Below are 13,995 nucleotides of genomic sequence, written 5' to 3' on the forward strand. Positions count from 1 at the left end.
GTGAGGGCGGGCCCGGCCTCACGTACGCCGAGGCCGGACCCGGGGGCCGCGAGCGCGGCCCCCGTGAGCGCCGCCGAGACCAGCAGGGTGCACAGCGCGGCCGCGGAGGTCTTCGACGGCATGCGTCTCAGCCCTCCCGCGAGGGCAGCCGCTTGTTGCCGTCCACGACCGCGCGCTGGGTGATGGCGCTGGTGAAGGTCACGGTGCCGACCTTGAACACCCCGCTCGTGTCGGGCTTGACCTGGACATTACGCTCACCCAGGAACTCCAGGCTCTTCTTGTCGAAGATCCACTCGGTGCGCTGGCCGTCCTGTTCGTTCAGCCGCGCCACCGCGACCCCGTGACGGCCGGTGGCGTCGACCGCGTCGTCCACCGTGACGACCCCGGGGATCTTCGCCGCGGCCCGGTAGATGGCCGCGGTGAGCTTCGCGGGCGGGTAGCTCTCGGTCAGCAGATCGCCGAGGGCGACGAAGGCCGCCTGGTCGCGGGGGACCTCCTTGTCCCGGTTCTTGTCGGCGTCCTGGCTGATCTTCTTCAGCAGCGCGTCGGCGTCGGTGGGCAGCTTGGCGAGGTTGTCGTACGCCGAGCTCACCGGGTGCTTGCCGGCGAGGGTGATGCCCTCGTCACCGGTCTCGCCCGCCTCGATCAGCCAGCCGTCCCTCCCGTCGGGGGACTGCCAGACCTGACGGTCGTGCAGCTTCTGGCTGACCACCGTGGTCTTGTCGTCCACCGTCTTGGGATAGGTGCTGGCCACCTTCGAGGCGATGTAGATGAACTGGCCGTCGCGCACCGTGGGCCCGGAGGCGTCGGCGGCGGCCAGCGAGATGCGGTCCAGCAGCCGGGCGGCGCCCTTCGCGTCGGCGGTGCCGAGCGGTGTGGTCAGCGCGGGTCCGGTGGCCAGGGGCGTCGTACCGTCCCCGCCGTTGTCCCCGTACAGGGCGACGCCGCCCACGATCGCCCCGGCCAGGGCGCAGGCCGCGACGGGCAGCAGGACCGCCCGGCGCAGGAACGGGTTGCGCTGCCGCGCGGGGGCGGCGGGTGCGGTGGTGGTGCGGATGTCGTCACGGATCTGGGCCATCAGGTGCTCCTTGTGCGACGCGTGGCGGCCCGCCGGCAGATCCCGCTCCTCGGTGCCCCGAAGCTCTCGGGTCTCCGGCCACTCAGCCGGGTGCGGCTGGGAGGGGCTGGCGTTCATCGGTTTCCTTCCTCTGCGGACCGGATCGCGTAGCCGCGATCGCCTGTTATCTGCCGGGCGGGGGAGGCGAGTTCCCGTTTTTTCCTGATGAGTTCGGCATCGGCGAGCTTGCGCAGCTTCGTGCGGGCGCGGGACAGTCTGGAACGGACGGTTCCGATGGGGATGGCGAGGGTGCGGGCGACGTCGGCGTACTCCATGCCCTCCCACAGGCACAGCACCAGCACCTCGCGCTCGGCCCGCCGCAGCGAGGCGAGCGCGGTCAGCGTGGCGTTGATGCGCCGCCGGTCGTCCACCCGGCCCGCCGTCTCCTCGGCGTGGTCGGGAATCCGCTGGGCCTCGGGCCCCGCCTCGGCGGCAGCGGCGGCCGCGGCCCGGTAGCGCCGGTTGCCGCGGCAGTGCGAGCGGGCGACGTTGGTGGCGATCCCCAGCAACCAGGGCCGCAGCGAACCCCCTTCGGCCTCGACCGACGCATGACGCCGCCACGCCTCCAGATACGTCGCCGACATGACGTCCTCGGCGACGGACCATTCGGCGGTCAGCCGGAAGGCGTGGTTGTACACCGCGCGCGCGTACGCGTCGAACAGCTCCGCGAAGGCGTCGGGATCCCCGGCCCGCACCCGGGTTCGCATGTCTGTGGTCACGCCTTCAACTGGCTTCCGGGGACGGGTGAGTTCCGGTGACGTGCGTCACAGGCGCCACTCCAGGCGCGGAATCAGCGGGTCCGGTCGGCGATCCGGTCGAGCCATTCCCGCATGAGGGCGCTTTCGGACGCCGTCAGGGCGTCGGTCCGCGGCAGTACGGCGCGGAGGGTGACGGCGGCCGCGGCGGGCCCGGGCCCGGGGGCGGCGGGGGCGTCGGTGGTGATCGCCGCGAGGACCGCCTCGCGAGCGGTGCGGGACAGCTCCGGGTCGCGCGCGTCCTCGGGTGTGGCGATGAGCGCGAGCGTCGTACCGGACCCGGCGGCGTGCACGAGGGCCGCGGCGCGCTCTTCGGGGATGCGCAGCCGCCCCGCCTCGGCGATGCGCCGGACGTGCCCGGCGAGGACGTCGAACGCGGCGAGGGCCGCCGGTGAGGACGCCCCGGAGGGCTGCTGACCGTACATCAGCCGGTACAGCGCCGGGTTCGCCAGGCCGAGGCCGACGTGAAGGTCCCATCCGGCCCGGAGATCCTCGACCGGGTCCCCGGTGGGCTCCGCGGCGGTCTTGTCGGCCAGATAGGCGGCGAAGCCCTGCGCGACGACGGCGTCGAGCAGGCCCTGCTTGTCGCCGAAGAGCCGGTAGATGGTCGGCGGCTGCACCCCGGCCGCGGTGCTCACCGCGCGCGTCGAGACCGCGTCGACCGACCCCGGCGCGAAGACCAGTCACGAGATCGACGTCGCCGTCTTCGGCCGCGACACCGGCGAGCGCGAGACCCTGCTGGCCATCGGTGAAGCGAAGTGGAACGACATCATGGGCCTGGGACATCTGCGACGCCTGGAGCACCTCCGTGGCCTGCTGGGAGCCCGCAGCGGTGCCCGAGAGCAGGAGACCCGCCTCCTGTGCTTCAGCGGCGCCGGCTTCACCGAAGAGCTGCGGGACCTGGCGAGCCGGGACGAGACCATTCAGCTCATCGACCTGGGACGGCTTTACCACGGGATGTAATGGCCCTGGGTTACGCCACGGCACCATCGGCGCGATGTGACTCACCAGTTGGTCGTAAAGAGTTCGCCAAGAGGGGCCTGCTCGACTACGTGCGGCGGCCCTACCTTCGTCCCTCGTGACCAGTCGGCGACGCTCAACCAGCCATCCATTCCACCTTCTTGATGAAGGAGTAGCTGTGGAACGTCGTGTCTTCCTGCGCGGAGCAGTCATCGGAGCCTCCGCCGCCGCCTTCGGCGGCACCCTCATGCGCGGTGCCGCCTACGCGGCCCCCGCGCAGAAGGGCCCGGGCCCGTACGGTGCTCTGCTCGCCGCCGACGCCAACGGCATCGCGCTGCCCAGCGGCTTCACCAGCCGGGTGATCGCCCGGTCCGGCCAGACGGTGCCGGGCACCTCGTACGCCTGGCACAGCGCCCCCGACGGCGGCGCCTGCTTCGCCGACGGCACGGGCTGGATCTACGTCTCCAACTCGGAGATCAACCCCGGTGGCGGCGCGAGCGCCGTCAAGTTCAGCTCCTCGGGCGCCATCACCGGCGCCTACCGCGTCCTGTCCAACACCCGGCAGAACTGCGCGGGCGGCGCCACCCCCTGGAAGACCTGGCTGTCCTGCGAGGAGGTGTCCCTCGGCTACGTCTACGAGAGCGACCCGTGGGGCGTGAACGCCGCCGTCCGCCGCGACGCCATGGGCAGGTTCAAGCACGAGGCGGCCGCCGCCGACCCGGTGCGCAAGGTGATCTACCTGACCGAGGACGAGACGGACGGCTGCTTCTACCGGTTCATCCCGACCACCTGGGGCAACCTGGCCTCCGGCCAGTTGCAGGTGCTGACCGCCGGCACCGCCACCTCCGGATCGTTCAGCTGGGCCAACGTGCCCGACCCCGACGGCTCGCCCACCGCCACCCGCGACCAGGTCCCGTCCGCCAAGATCTTCAACGGCGGCGAGGGCTGCCACTACGCCAACGACACCGTCTGGTTCACCACCAAGGGCGACAACCGCGTCTGGCAGCTCAACCTGGCCGACAGCACCTACGAACTCGCCTACGACGACAGCCTGGTCAACCCCGGCCCCGCCCCGCTGACCGGCGTCGACAACGTCACCGGCTCCTCCTCCGGCGACCTGTTCGTCGCCGAGGACGGCGGCAACATGGAGATCTGCGTCATCACCCCGGACGACATCGTCGCGCCGTTCCTGCGCATCTCCGGCCAGTCGGGCTCGGAGATCACCGGCCCGGCCTTCTCCCCCGACGGCAAGCGGCTGTACTTCTCCAGCCAGCGCGGCACGACGGGCAGCTCGTCGGGCGGCATCACCTACGAGGTCACGGGGCCGTTCCGCGCCACGGCCTGATCGCGCCCCGGTGACGGTCGGGCGGCACGGCGGTGCCGCCCGGCCATCACCTATGCCGAGTGCTCGACATACTCGAAAACGACGCCGCCGGGGTGTCGCACGGTCGCGTTGCGGCCGGTCGGCACCTGGTCCGGCCCGGACAGAATCTCACCGCCCTGCGCGTCCAGCAGCTCTGGCAGCCCGTCCAGGTCGTCGACGAGCACCGTGCTCTGCACCTGGCGGAAGGGGGCAAGCGCTTCGTCGCCACCGGCCACCACCAGGAAGCCGCCGATGCTCGCCACCTCGACACCGCCGTGCTGAAACCGCATACGGGTGTCCTGGCCGGTCAAGCTGCGCAGCGTCGGCAGTGCGCGGTCCAGGTCGTCCACGTACAGCCGGGCCAGCGTCGCCAGCACCCTCATCCTGCCCCTCCCAAGGTCCATTCGGCTTTCCCGAATCGCCGAATGGGCCTCATCCAAGCACACGCCTGATGGCCGCCGTTCAGCCGAAGAGCGGCCAGGACGGTCCGCTCTCCCGGGTGTCGAGCCATGCGGTGTGCCCGTCGGGAGTGACCGTGAGACCGAAGTCGTGCACGTGCGGACGTCCCGCTTCCTCCCACCAAGCTGATTCCGCTGATGCTTCGTCGAACAGGTCTCGTGGGCCCCACTGGTGCACCCTCTGCCGGGCCGGGCCGTTCACTCACGCCTGAGGGGCCGCCGCGATCCGCCCGCCGGCGACGGCGGCCCGGAAGTCCACCCAGGCGGCGGGGGCCAGGTGGAGTATCGGCCCGTCGGGGCGCTTCGAGTCGCGTATGGCCACGGTGCCGGGCACGTTGGTGGCCGCCTCGACGCACTCTTCATGCCCGTTGCTGTAGCTCGACTTACGGAAGACGAACATTGTCACAGCTCAAAGTCCTTTGATGAGCGTCCCGATGAAGGCTCGGGACTCGGCCTCGGGCAGCGAGCCCCGCACAGTCTCTTCGAACAGTCTTACGTGCTGCGCCGCGCCTTCGCCACCCTCGACCCACGTCGTGGAGAACGCCAATTCCTGGTACACCACGTCCATGGCACCCGGCTCGGCGAACGAGAGAACGTTGAACGAGCCCGCGAGCGCTCGCATCATCCCGGCGCCGAAGGGAAGCACCTGAATCGTGACATTGGGGCGCTCGCTCCAATCAAGAAGGCTCGCCAACTGGTCCCGAAGCATCTCGGGCTCGGCCGTGGGGATGCGCAGCGCCGCCTCCGCAATGACGGCCCAGAGGACGAGCGGCTTGTCCTCGGTGAGCCTCTGTTGACGGGCGACCCGGGAGGCGACGAACGCCTCGACCTCATCGGGGCGATCAGCTGGAGCCGAAGCGCGGCGCAACGACCGTACGTAGTCAGCGGTCTGGAGCAGCCCTGGAATGAACGACACCTGCCACGCCTTGACAGCCGTGGCCGCACTCTCGAGCGGTACGTACTCCCTCATGGTCTTGGTGAGCGGCACGTCGCTCCACCAGCCCTTCGCCTTACGGCGGTCGCGGTCGATACGCGCCAGCTCCAGGAGCCCGCCGACGGTCGCAGGGTCATTCGCGCCGTACAAGGTGCACAAGGCGCGGATATCCGGGTCCCGGATGGGGACCCACCCGCCCTCCATCTTGGCGACCTTGCCCGTCGAAGCGCTCAACACCTTCGCCGCTTGTGTCTGCGTCAAGCCCGCTCCGGTCCGGAGCCTCATCAGCTCGCCACCCAATCTCCGTCCCAAGACGCTTGACGTGCTGTTCGCCTGCGTGGGTTGACCCTCTGTCACCCGACACCTCTCCTCAGTGATGTGCCGCCAGTCTGCTGCGTGACAGGACACCCTCGCAACCGAGATCGGTTGAATTTTCCTCAGTTGAGTTGAACTGAACACCATCACAGGGCTACGGTCCGTGATGAACCGCTTGCACAGGGACGTCAGTTGGCGGATGCGCTCCGCCCTGCCCACCCGGAGGTACGCGATGGAACTCGCGCCCCAAGACCCCGTCATCAACGAAGACCGCGTCGACTACGTCCCGACACCGATAAGCGTGACCCGCGCCCGCCAGCACGCCGCCCGACTGGTGGCCGAGTGGGGCCACGCCGCTCTCGCCGACGACGTCGCGCTCATCGTTTCCGAGCTGGCGAGCAACGCCGTACGACACGGCCGCGTCCCGGGGCGGCTGTTCCGCGTACACCTCACCCTGACGAAAACCGCGCTACGCATCAGCGTCGCCGATCCCAGGGGCGAACGGCTCCCCCACCCCCGGCAGCCGTCCCCCGAGGACCGGCACGGCCGTGGACTACTGATCGTCCGCGCGCTCGCCGCCCGCTGGGGCGTACGGGAGCGCACCGTCGGCAAGGAGATCTGGGCCGAACTCGACCTGACCACCTCGCTCCCCACCGACCAGTGCTCCGACAAGCCGTAGTCAGCCGCGTTGTCGGCGAGCGCGCAGGGCCGCCCAGTGGCGCAGGTGCTCGGTGATCTGGGCCTCGTAGCCGTTGCGGGTGGGTTTGTAGTAGGTCTCGCGGTCCATGGTGTCGGGGAAGTAGTCGGCGCCGGAGAAGCCGTCGGCGGTGTCCGGGTCGTACTGGTAGTCCTTGCCGTAGCCGAGGTTCTTCATCAGCCGGGTCGGGGCGTTGAGGATGTGGGCGGGTGGCATGAGTGAGCCGGTGCGGCGGGCGGCGCGGTGTGCGGCGTTGAAGCCGCGGTGGACGGCGATGGATTTGGGGGCGGTGGCGAGGTAGACGACGGCCTGGGCGATCGCCAGCTCGCCCTCGGGGGAGCCGAGTCGTTCGTACACGTCCCAGGCGGCGAGGGCCTGCTGGATGGCGTGCGGGTCGGCCATGCCGATGTCCTCGACTCCGAAGCGGACCAGGCGGCGGGCTACGAACAGGGGGTCCTCGCCGCCGTCGAGCATGCGGGCGAGCCAGTACAGGGCCGCGTCCGGGTCGGAGCCGCGCATCGACTTGTGCAGCGCGGAGATCAGGTTGTAGTGGCCCTCCTGCGCCTTGTCGTACAGCGGGGCGCGCTGCTGGATGTGGTGGGCGAGCGCGGTGGTGTCCATGGTGGTTTCGGTGTCGGGGAGGGCCTGGAGCTGTTCGGCCATGTTGAGGAGGTAGCGGCCGTCGCCGTCGGCCATGGCGATCAGGGCGCGGCGGGCGTCGTCGTCCAGGGGCAGCCGGTGGCCGGTGAGCTGCTCGGCGCGGTGGAGCAGCGTGGACAGGGCGGCTTCGTCGAGGCGTTTGAGGACGAGGACCTGGGTGCGGGAGAGGAGGGCGCCGTTGAGTTCGAAGCTCGGGTTCTCCGTGGTGGCGCCGATCAGGGCGATCGTGCCGTCCTCGACGTAGGGAAGGAAGCTGTCCTGCTGGGCGCGGTTGAAGCGGTGGATCTCGTCGACGAACAGCAGGGTGCCCTGGCCGATGCCACGCCGGCTTCGTGCGGCGGCGAAGACCTTCCGCAGCTCGGCCACGCCGGAGAAGGTGGCCGACACCGGTTCGAAGGCCAGGTTGCTGCCGTCCGCGAGGAGCCGGGCGATGGTCGTCTTCCCGACGCCGGGCGGCCCCCACAGGATGGCGGAGCCGAGGCGCTGCTGGGCGACCATGCGGCCCAGCGGGGCGTCCGGGGCCAGGAGGTGGTCCTGTCCGACGACATCTTCCAGCCGTGTGGGGCGCAGGCGGTCGGCAAGTGGCCGGGCGGGCTCCTCGTCGAAGAGCGGCAGGGTCGGTTCCATCGGTCTCTCGGATCGGTGGCGGACATGTGCGGGCGTGGCGAGCCTTGCACGGGGCACTGACAGGCGTTGGCTCAGCCGCTGGTGGGAAGGCTCGTGGTGCTCATCGGGCTCGGGGGCGGTCGCGTCGTGGCAGCCGCTCGACGACGAGGTCGTAGGAGTCTTCGACCGCCTCGGTGACCAGTCGCTCGGTGATGCCGGGGCCCGGCCCCAGCGAGATCCAGTGCCGTTTGTCGAGATAGCGGCCCGGTGTGATCGAGGCGTAGCCGTGTACGTGCGCGCGGGCGTGTTCGGGTTCGCACTTGACCGTGATGATCTGCTCGTCCGGGTCGTCGGTGACGATCAGGAACACCTTGCCCGCGACCTTGTACACGTCGAGTCCGGGGGTGAAGGGGCGTCCGTGGCTGACGTCGGGGAGGGCCAGGGCCGCCCGGCGGGCGGTGTCCTGGAGCCGGTCACCGTCCGCGCTCACCGGGCCGCTCGCGTTCCGCTGCCGTAGGTGTGCGGGTCGACGGGCTGCTCGGCCCTGGGCAGGTGAGCCACGACGAGCCGGTAGGACTCGGTGACGAGCTCCCTGACGAGCGACTCGTCGATGCCGTCCCCGCCCTCCAGCGTGATCCAGTGCTTCTTGTTCATGTGGTAACCGGGGGTGATGTGCCTGTTGTGTTCCCGCAGGGCGAGGGCCTCGCCGGGGTCCGACTTGAGGATCACGACGGGACGCCCGGGGACCTCGGTCATCAGCATGAACACCTTGCCTCGTACCTTGAAGACCTCCCAGTCGGGGCCGAAGGGATGCTCCAGCTGGGCTCCGGGAAGCTCCTCGGCGCTGTCGGCGGCGGTCTGCTGCAGGGTCGGTCCGTTCATGGGGCGTTGTCTTCCTTGATGGGGTGATGGAGCGCGGCGTCGAAGGACGCGGAGGGCGTGCCGCGCGGTCGCGGCGGCACAGCCCATCCTTTCCCTGAACCAGACGAAACGGGCAGTAGGCTGCGGACACATGATGGTCGACAAGCGACACCCCGGGCCGAGCGGCCAGGCCGGACCGGCCGCGGTTCCGCTGTACGGTTTCCAGCCCCCGGTCGGCACTCCGTACGGGCTGGAGGTGAGTACCATCGAGGACTTCTTCGCCCAGCACGACGACTGGCCGTGGAACCCGCCCCGTCCGGGCCGCGCCACCTTCCACTACCTCATCCTGGTCACCGAGGGTGAGCTGCGGCACGACGTCGACTACGTCACGCGGACCGTCGCCCCCGGCCAGTGGCTGTGGGTGCGTCCCGGACACACGCAGTGCTGGCATCCGCCCGGCGCCGCCCGCGGCCCGTTCATCTTGTTCGAGCCCGACGTGCTGCGGTCCGACGTCGCCCGCCTCCTGGCCCCGCTCACCGCGCACGAGGCCCCTGCCGTACTGAGCCCGCACCCCGGCGACGCCGCCTGGCTCCAGCAGACAGTCCTCCAGCTCCTGGACGAACACCGAGCCCTCGGGCGCCGCCCCCTCGATGTCCACCACGCCCTGCGCCGCAGCCTGCTCGAATCACTGCTGCTGCGCCTCGCCAACGCCCCCGGCATCACCCCCACCGACACGTCGGCCGGCACGGGCCGCGGTGACACGTACGGACGGTTCGTGGACGCCCTTGAGCTGCACTTCCGCGAACTGCACCGGGCCGCGGACTACGCCGAACTGCTCGGCTGCTCGGTCCGTACCCTCAGCCGCGCCGCCCGGGACACCACCGGCAAGGGGGTGCGTGAGCTCATCGACGAGCGGCGCCTCCTCGAAGCCCGGCGCCTGCTGGGAGGCGCCCGGTGGGACGCCCGGGCTGTGTCTGTTCATCTCGGTTTCTCTGATCCCGCGAACTTCGGCCGCTTCTTCCGCGGACACACCGGTCTCACCCCGGCCGCCTTCGCGGCCGACGAAGGGAGGACCGGTACGTGAGGCGAGCGCGGCGGAGGCCCGCCCCCCACATGGCCGACCCGGACCTGCTGCCGCAGCGGACCGTCACGACCCGACCGGCCGAGCCGGAGAGTCGAGCGCCTCGCGCGCCTCTGGATAGCGGCGGGATACCGGTGTGCCTGACGGAGAGGGCGGTGGCGCCGTGGAGGTTCCGGATCAGGCCCTGATCGGTGCGGCGATGAAGTCGTCCAGGGCGGTTTCGGCCGCCTCCAGGGCGTCGGCTCCGTTGTCGATCGTGTCGTAGGCCACGCGCGCCGTGGCGTCCTCGACACCGCAGTACCGGGAGATACCGGCGGTCAGGTGGTGTTCGAGCAGCCCGTGCACGCCGCCCTCGACGAAGGTGTCCTCCGCTCCGCCCGCCAGGCCCAGCCACAGCAGGCGCTTGCCGCTGAGCCGGGACGGGCGTACGCCGTACGCGAAGCCGTGGTTCCAGACCCGGTCGATCCAGCCCTTGAGGAGGGCCGGGAGGCCGTACCACCAGACGGGGAAGATCACGACGATCTCGTCGGCGGCCTCCACGCGCCGCATGTGCGCGCGAACCTCGGCCGAGCAGACCTTCCCGGGCGTGGAGAAGTCGGGTTCGTCCTCGAGGGACATCCGCGGGTCGAAGCCCTCCGTATGCAGGTCGAGGAAGTCAACCGTGCGGCCGCCGGCCTCCAGCCGGCGCAGGGCCCGGTCGGCGACCTGCGCGGTGAGGGACGACTCGCGCGGGTGGGCGAGAACAAGCAGGGTGTGCATGGAATGCCACATTTCCGGTGGTGGGGATCGCTCCGGCTCGAAAGCCCGTAGGCCCCGTCGCGGTCAGGAAGCGATCTTTTCGGTCACGGTCTGGGAGAAGGCCCAGTTGGAGTGCACGATGCGCCACTGGCCGTCGATGAGCTGGTAGCCGTGGGAGGCGTTCCAGGAGCGCAGCTGCTTCTCCTTGCCGTTCTCGTCGAGGACGTAGGTGTGCAGGTTGTACGCCAGGACGGCGACGTCACCTTCGTCGCTGACGTGCACCTGCGGGTTGAGGTATTCGCTACGCACGATGTGCGGGTTGGAGTAGAGGGAGTTGATCCATGCGATGACCTTGTCCCGGCCGACCAGAATGTTCTCGAGGATCGGGTCGAAGTAGCTGACCTCGTCGGCGAACGCGTCGAGGTAGCCGGTGTTGTCGCCGGCGCTCCACCGCTCGTTGAACGACTTCTCCAGTTCGATGATGGTCTTGCTGATTTCTTCCTTGTGGACGCCCATGGCGTTTCCTCTCGTACAAGGCCCGACCGGCCGGCTCTGGCCTGAGGGGCGCGTCAGATGTGTGTTCTCAGTCGTCGAGGAGCACGACGTGCTTGCCCGGTGAGGTACCGGCCTCGACGCCGGCCTGAGCGGAGCGAACCTGCTCCAGGCCGTGGTAGACCTTCGCCACCGGGGCCTTGAGCCGCCCTTCGGCGATGGCTTGCAGCTGGTGCTGGAACACCTCCGCGGGCAAGTCACTGGCCTCGCCCGCGTAGGCGGTCAGCCGCACTCCGCCCGGGATCATGAACGGGGTGAAGTCGGGGATCGTCCATTGGCCCGCCAGTGCGCCGGTGAAACAGACGGTGCCGTGCGCGCGCACGCACCCGAAGGTGTCCGGCAGGACTGTGCAGCCCACCAGTTCCAGCGCGGCGTCCACGCCCTTCGGCGCGAGGTCCCGGACCTTCTCGGCGATCTTCCCGTCGTCCACGATCGGATGGTCGATGCCCATGGCCCGCAGTTCGTCGGCGCGATCGGCCTGACGCGTGGTGGAGATGACCGTGACGCCGAGGTCTTTCGCGATCGTGGCCGCGCTCAGCCCGACCGTGGAGGTGCCGCCGCGGATCAGCAGAGTCTGCCCGGCCTTGAGGTCCAGGCCGGTGGTCAGCGATCCGTACGCGGTCTGGAACATCTCCGGCAGCGCGCCGACCACGTCCCACGGCAGGCTGGTCTCGAACGGGATGACCTGCGTTACGGGGACGGTGACGTACTGGGCGTAGGAGCCGTCGAAGGAGCGGCCCATGCCGCCCATCATGGTCGCCACCTGCTGCCCCGGGCGCAGCCCGCTGTCCTCCGGGGCCTGATCGATGACCCCCACACCCTCGATACCGGGGACGCGCGGGTAGGTGACCTCCGGGTCCGACTCGCCCTTGCGGGTGGTGACCTCGGATTCGTTGACGCCGAACGCCTTCACCTTGATCCGCACCCAGCCCGGCCGGAGTGCGGGCACCGGCACATCCTTGATCTCGAGTGCGTCGAGGTCGCCGGGCCGGGTGACGACGACGGCTCGCATCGTCGCAGGTGCGGCGTCGCCGACGGCTGTCGGTTGGCTCATGGCAAGCTCCTTGATCGGCCGGCGGCGGCCTTGTGCGGTTCCGTATCGCCTGAGGACCGTCAGGGGCGGTCGATGCCCTCATACCGGTCGAGGACGGACTGGTAGTGCTCGCCGGCCTCGACGGGAAGGTTGCCGACGCCTTCCGCGCTGGGGCGGTCGATGACGGCGGGCCACAGCCGGGTCCGCCGGCCCGTGGCGAAGTCGAGCACGATGTCGCGGATACGCGTGTCACGCTCGGCCTGCTCGGCGCTGCGGCCCGGCTGCTCCTGGCCGACCAGGGCGTACATCTCGGTGCCGTGCACGGCGGGCGCGCCCGCGGAGGGTCCCATCAGGAGGAGATGGGCGTTTCCGCCCGCAGCGGCGTGGGCCAGGGCGCCGCGGGCCGCGGACACGGCGTAGGTGTAGTCCGTCAGGTAGGCGGCGCGGACCTCGGCCGGGGTGCGGCCGTCCCTGTCGTAGGCGTCGACGATCTTCTGGGCGCGGGAGCGGGCGATGCGCCATCCGGCGATTTCGTCGACGACGGCCTCGACGGTGTGCGGGTCGAACCGGTCGAGGTCGTTCGCCACCCACCAGCCCATCTCGTTACTGGCCACGCTCAGCAGGATGTCCACGTCCCGGTGTGTACCGGAGGCCAGCACGTCCATGGGATGGGCACGCAACACCGCTCCGGGCTGTCCGGCGTCCAGGACGACACCGATGCTCGTGCCCAGCATCCCGCCACGGATGCCCATGTCTGTCGGGGTGACCTTGCGCACGGCGGCCACCAGCGTGGCCGTGTCGAGGTCGAGGAGCTTTTCCGGGTTGTCCGCGACTCCGAGTTCGGTGACGAACCGGTGCGCGTGCTCCTCGGCCCACCAGGCCGGCTGGATACGCGAGGGGCCTCCGGAGAATCCGGCCAGGCGCGTGTACAGGCCGTTGGCGGCAGGGGCGCCGAGGAGCCCGAAGGCGGAGAAGGCGCCGGCGCTGTGGCCGTAGACGGTGACGTCGCCGGGGTCGCCGCCGAAGTGGGCGATGTTCTGCTTGATCCAGGTCAGCGCGGCGATGACGTCCTGCAGACAGAGGTTGCTGGCCTCGGCGAGAGCGCCGCCGTATTGCGACAGCGAGACCGCGCCCAGGGCGCCGAGCCGGTAGTTGATCGACACGCCCACCACGCGCCCTGTCGCGGCGAGACCGGAGGCGTTCGAGGTGATCTGCGTGTTGGCGCCGTACTCGAATCCGCCGCCGTGGATGTACACGGCCACCGGGAGTGCCTCCCCGGCAGGCTCTTCGGGGGCCCACACGTTCAGGTTCAGGCAGTCCTCGCCCGTCCCGCTGTCCGCTTCGAGCCAGTCGCCGCTGTCGGGCTGCACGGAGACGACGCCCTTGCGGTCGTAGGGGAGGTCCGGATCGAAGTCCGCGACCACGGGGCGGCGGTATCGCTCGGCGGTGGCATACGGGATTCCCCACCAGGACCGCACCCCTGGTGCGGTCGGGGCCTTAAGTGCGGTGTTGGTCATGGGATGTCCTTCCGGTGCGGTGCAGGAGTTCCGCGAGGTGTCGGCGGCGGGTTGCGCGCTCTCAAATCGTCACCCGGGATCCGCCGAAGCGTCCGGCGGACAGCGGTCACCCGGTGGTCACCAGGTGACACTTCTCTGATCCCTCTTTTCGTAGCCCAGGCCGCCGCGGGCCCGCTGGGGCGACCCGAGGTCTGCCGTCAGCGGGCCCGCTGGATCTCGGGCCGGGCGAAGCCGGCCTAGGGGGTGTCGTGTGGATCATGCCGGGCTCCCGACGCCTGGCACGGCACCTCGCGGCCCCGCGCTCGTCGCACGCAGCGCCGCTGCGCTCTCCTCACGCGGGTTGCGAGG

General features: G+C 70.3%; 17 protein-coding genes. 4 read left to right on the top strand and 13 right to left on the bottom strand.

Going from position 1 to position 13,995, the window contains the following annotated elements; translation table 11 throughout:
- Positions 1–127: 127 nt before the first annotated feature.
- From ABZ562_RS15075 to ABZ562_RS15085, 3 genes are all read right to left on the bottom strand, one after another.
- Positions 128–1,195 carry a CU044_5270 family protein gene (locus tag ABZ562_RS15075; RefSeq protein ID WP_361478426.1) on the bottom strand — a complete coding sequence of 356 codons (1,068 nt, stop codon included), beginning with the start codon at positions 1,193–1,195 and terminating at the stop codon, positions 128–130.
- Positions 1,192–1,824, bottom strand: coding sequence for an RNA polymerase sigma factor (locus ABZ562_RS15080; protein ID WP_361478429.1), 633 nt, complete (start codon positions 1,822–1,824; stop codon positions 1,192–1,194). Before ABZ562_RS15080 ends, ABZ562_RS15075 begins: the two co-directional genes overlap by 4 nt.
- Positions 1,825–1,907: 83 nt before the next feature.
- On the bottom strand, positions 1,908–2,510 hold the full coding sequence (locus ABZ562_RS15085) for a TetR/AcrR family transcriptional regulator (RefSeq protein WP_361478432.1): 603 nt from the start codon (positions 2,508–2,510) through the stop codon (positions 1,908–1,910).
- Here ABZ562_RS15085 and ABZ562_RS15090 point away from each other — a divergent pair.
- Positions 2,476–2,835 (top strand): hypothetical protein, encoded by a 360-nt coding sequence (locus ABZ562_RS15090; RefSeq protein WP_361478503.1) that lies wholly within the window; start codon positions 2,476–2,478, stop codon positions 2,833–2,835. The two genes, ABZ562_RS15085 and ABZ562_RS15090, sit on opposite strands and share 35 nt — an antisense overlap.
- A gap of 175 nt (positions 2,836–3,010) precedes the next feature.
- The gene (locus ABZ562_RS15095; protein ID WP_361478435.1) at positions 3,011–4,177 is read left to right on the top strand and encodes an alkaline phosphatase PhoX; all 1,167 of its coding nucleotides are present in this window, start codon (positions 3,011–3,013) and stop codon (positions 4,175–4,177) included.
- A gap of 50 nt (positions 4,178–4,227) precedes the next feature.
- Here the strand turns inward: ABZ562_RS15095 and ABZ562_RS15100 are convergent, their stop codons facing one another.
- The 3 genes from ABZ562_RS15100 to ABZ562_RS15110 all read right to left on the bottom strand — a co-directional run bounded on the left by ABZ562_RS15100 (position 4,228) and on the right by ABZ562_RS15110 (position 5,995).
- The gene (locus tag ABZ562_RS15100) at positions 4,228–4,578 is read right to left on the bottom strand and encodes a hypothetical protein (protein WP_361478438.1); all 351 of its coding nucleotides are present in this window, start codon (positions 4,576–4,578) and stop codon (positions 4,228–4,230) included.
- Positions 4,579–4,855: 277 nt separating this feature from the next.
- Positions 4,856–5,059, bottom strand: coding sequence for a DUF397 domain-containing protein (locus ABZ562_RS15105; protein WP_361478441.1), 204 nt, complete (start codon positions 5,057–5,059; stop codon positions 4,856–4,858).
- Between the two features lie 3 nt (positions 5,060–5,062).
- The gene (locus ABZ562_RS15110; protein WP_361478500.1) at positions 5,063–5,995 is read right to left on the bottom strand and encodes a helix-turn-helix transcriptional regulator; all 933 of its coding nucleotides are present in this window, start codon (positions 5,993–5,995) and stop codon (positions 5,063–5,065) included.
- A gap of 73 nt (positions 5,996–6,068) precedes the next feature.
- Here ABZ562_RS15110 and ABZ562_RS15115 point away from each other — a divergent pair, with 73 nt between their 5' ends.
- Complete coding sequence (locus tag ABZ562_RS15115) at positions 6,069–6,581, top strand: ATP-binding protein (protein ID WP_361478444.1); 513 nt, start codon at positions 6,069–6,071, stop codon at positions 6,579–6,581.
- On the opposite strand, the gene ABZ562_RS15120 is transcribed toward ABZ562_RS15115, so the two are convergent.
- From ABZ562_RS15120 to ABZ562_RS15130, 3 genes are all read right to left on the bottom strand, one after another.
- Entirely contained in the window at positions 6,582–7,886 is a 1,305-nt protein-coding gene (locus ABZ562_RS15120) for a replication-associated recombination protein A (protein ID WP_361478447.1), read from the bottom strand. It abuts the gene before it with no gap.
- 100 nt (positions 7,887–7,986) lie between these two features.
- A complete protein-coding gene (locus tag ABZ562_RS15125) occupies positions 7,987–8,355 on the bottom strand; it encodes an MmcQ/YjbR family DNA-binding protein (RefSeq protein ID WP_361478450.1) in 369 nt (122 codons plus the stop codon).
- Complete coding sequence (locus tag ABZ562_RS15130) at positions 8,352–8,747, bottom strand: MmcQ/YjbR family DNA-binding protein (RefSeq protein ID WP_361478453.1); 396 nt, start codon at positions 8,745–8,747, stop codon at positions 8,352–8,354. Before ABZ562_RS15130 ends, ABZ562_RS15125 begins: the two co-directional genes overlap by 4 nt.
- A gap of 130 nt (positions 8,748–8,877) precedes the next feature.
- Between ABZ562_RS15130 and ABZ562_RS15135 the strand changes: the two genes are divergently transcribed.
- Positions 8,878–9,810: an AraC family transcriptional regulator gene (locus ABZ562_RS15135; protein WP_361478456.1), complete on the top strand. Its 933-nt coding sequence runs from the start codon at positions 8,878–8,880 to the stop codon at positions 9,808–9,810.
- A 174-nt stretch (positions 9,811–9,984) separates the two neighbouring features.
- On the opposite strand, the gene ABZ562_RS15140 is transcribed toward ABZ562_RS15135, so the two are convergent.
- The 4 genes from ABZ562_RS15140 to ABZ562_RS15155 form a co-directional block, all read right to left on the bottom strand.
- A complete protein-coding gene (locus ABZ562_RS15140; protein WP_361478459.1) occupies positions 9,985–10,566 on the bottom strand; it encodes an NAD(P)H oxidoreductase in 582 nt (193 codons plus the stop codon).
- Positions 10,567–10,629: 63 nt separating this feature from the next.
- Positions 10,630–11,061: a nuclear transport factor 2 family protein gene (locus ABZ562_RS15145; protein ID WP_361478462.1), complete on the bottom strand. Its 432-nt coding sequence runs from the start codon at positions 11,059–11,061 to the stop codon at positions 10,630–10,632.
- Between the two features lie 67 nt (positions 11,062–11,128).
- A complete protein-coding gene (locus tag ABZ562_RS15150) occupies positions 11,129–12,151 on the bottom strand; it encodes a zinc-binding dehydrogenase (protein ID WP_361478465.1) in 1,023 nt (340 codons plus the stop codon).
- A gap of 59 nt (positions 12,152–12,210) precedes the next feature.
- Complete coding sequence (locus ABZ562_RS15155) at positions 12,211–13,647, bottom strand: carboxylesterase family protein (RefSeq protein ID WP_361478468.1); 1,437 nt, start codon at positions 13,645–13,647, stop codon at positions 12,211–12,213.
- Positions 13,648–13,995: the final 348 nt, after the last annotated feature.

This window comes from Streptomyces sp. NPDC019937, from assembly GCF_040631655.1.
Lineage (GTDB): Bacteria > Actinomycetota > Actinomycetes > Streptomycetales > Streptomycetaceae > Streptomyces.

Bases quoted from the DNA above. Each gene is read 5' to 3' on its own strand.
- ABZ562_RS15075 (WP_361478426.1), bottom strand. From the start codon at position 1,195: ATGAACGCCAGCCCCTCCCAGCCGCACCCGGCTGAGTGGCCGGAGACC.
- ABZ562_RS15155 (WP_361478468.1), bottom strand. From the start codon at position 13,647: ATGACCAACACCGCACTTAAGGCCCCGACCGCACCAGGGGTGCGGTCC.
- ABZ562_RS15120 (WP_361478447.1), bottom strand. From the start codon at position 7,886: ATGGAACCGACCCTGCCGCTCTTCGACGAGGAGCCCGCCCGGCCACTT.
- ABZ562_RS15135 (WP_361478456.1), top strand. From the start codon at position 8,878: ATGATGGTCGACAAGCGACACCCCGGGCCGAGCGGCCAGGCCGGACCG.
- ABZ562_RS15150 (WP_361478465.1), bottom strand. From the start codon at position 12,151: ATGAGCCAACCGACAGCCGTCGGCGACGCCGCACCTGCGACGATGCGA.
- ABZ562_RS15080 (WP_361478429.1), bottom strand. From the start codon at position 1,824: ATGCGAACCCGGGTGCGGGCCGGGGATCCCGACGCCTTCGCGGAGCTG.
- ABZ562_RS15130 (WP_361478453.1), bottom strand. From the start codon at position 8,747: ATGAACGGACCGACCCTGCAGCAGACCGCCGCCGACAGCGCCGAGGAG.
- ABZ562_RS15115 (WP_361478444.1), top strand. From the start codon at position 6,069: ATGAACCGCTTGCACAGGGACGTCAGTTGGCGGATGCGCTCCGCCCTG.
- ABZ562_RS15090 (WP_361478503.1), top strand. From the start codon at position 2,476: ATGGTCGGCGGCTGCACCCCGGCCGCGGTGCTCACCGCGCGCGTCGAG.
- ABZ562_RS15100 (WP_361478438.1), bottom strand. From the start codon at position 4,578: ATGAGGGTGCTGGCGACGCTGGCCCGGCTGTACGTGGACGACCTGGAC.
- ABZ562_RS15140 (WP_361478459.1), bottom strand. From the start codon at position 10,566: ATGCACACCCTGCTTGTTCTCGCCCACCCGCGCGAGTCGTCCCTCACC.
- ABZ562_RS15145 (WP_361478462.1), bottom strand. From the start codon at position 11,061: ATGGGCGTCCACAAGGAAGAAATCAGCAAGACCATCATCGAACTGGAG.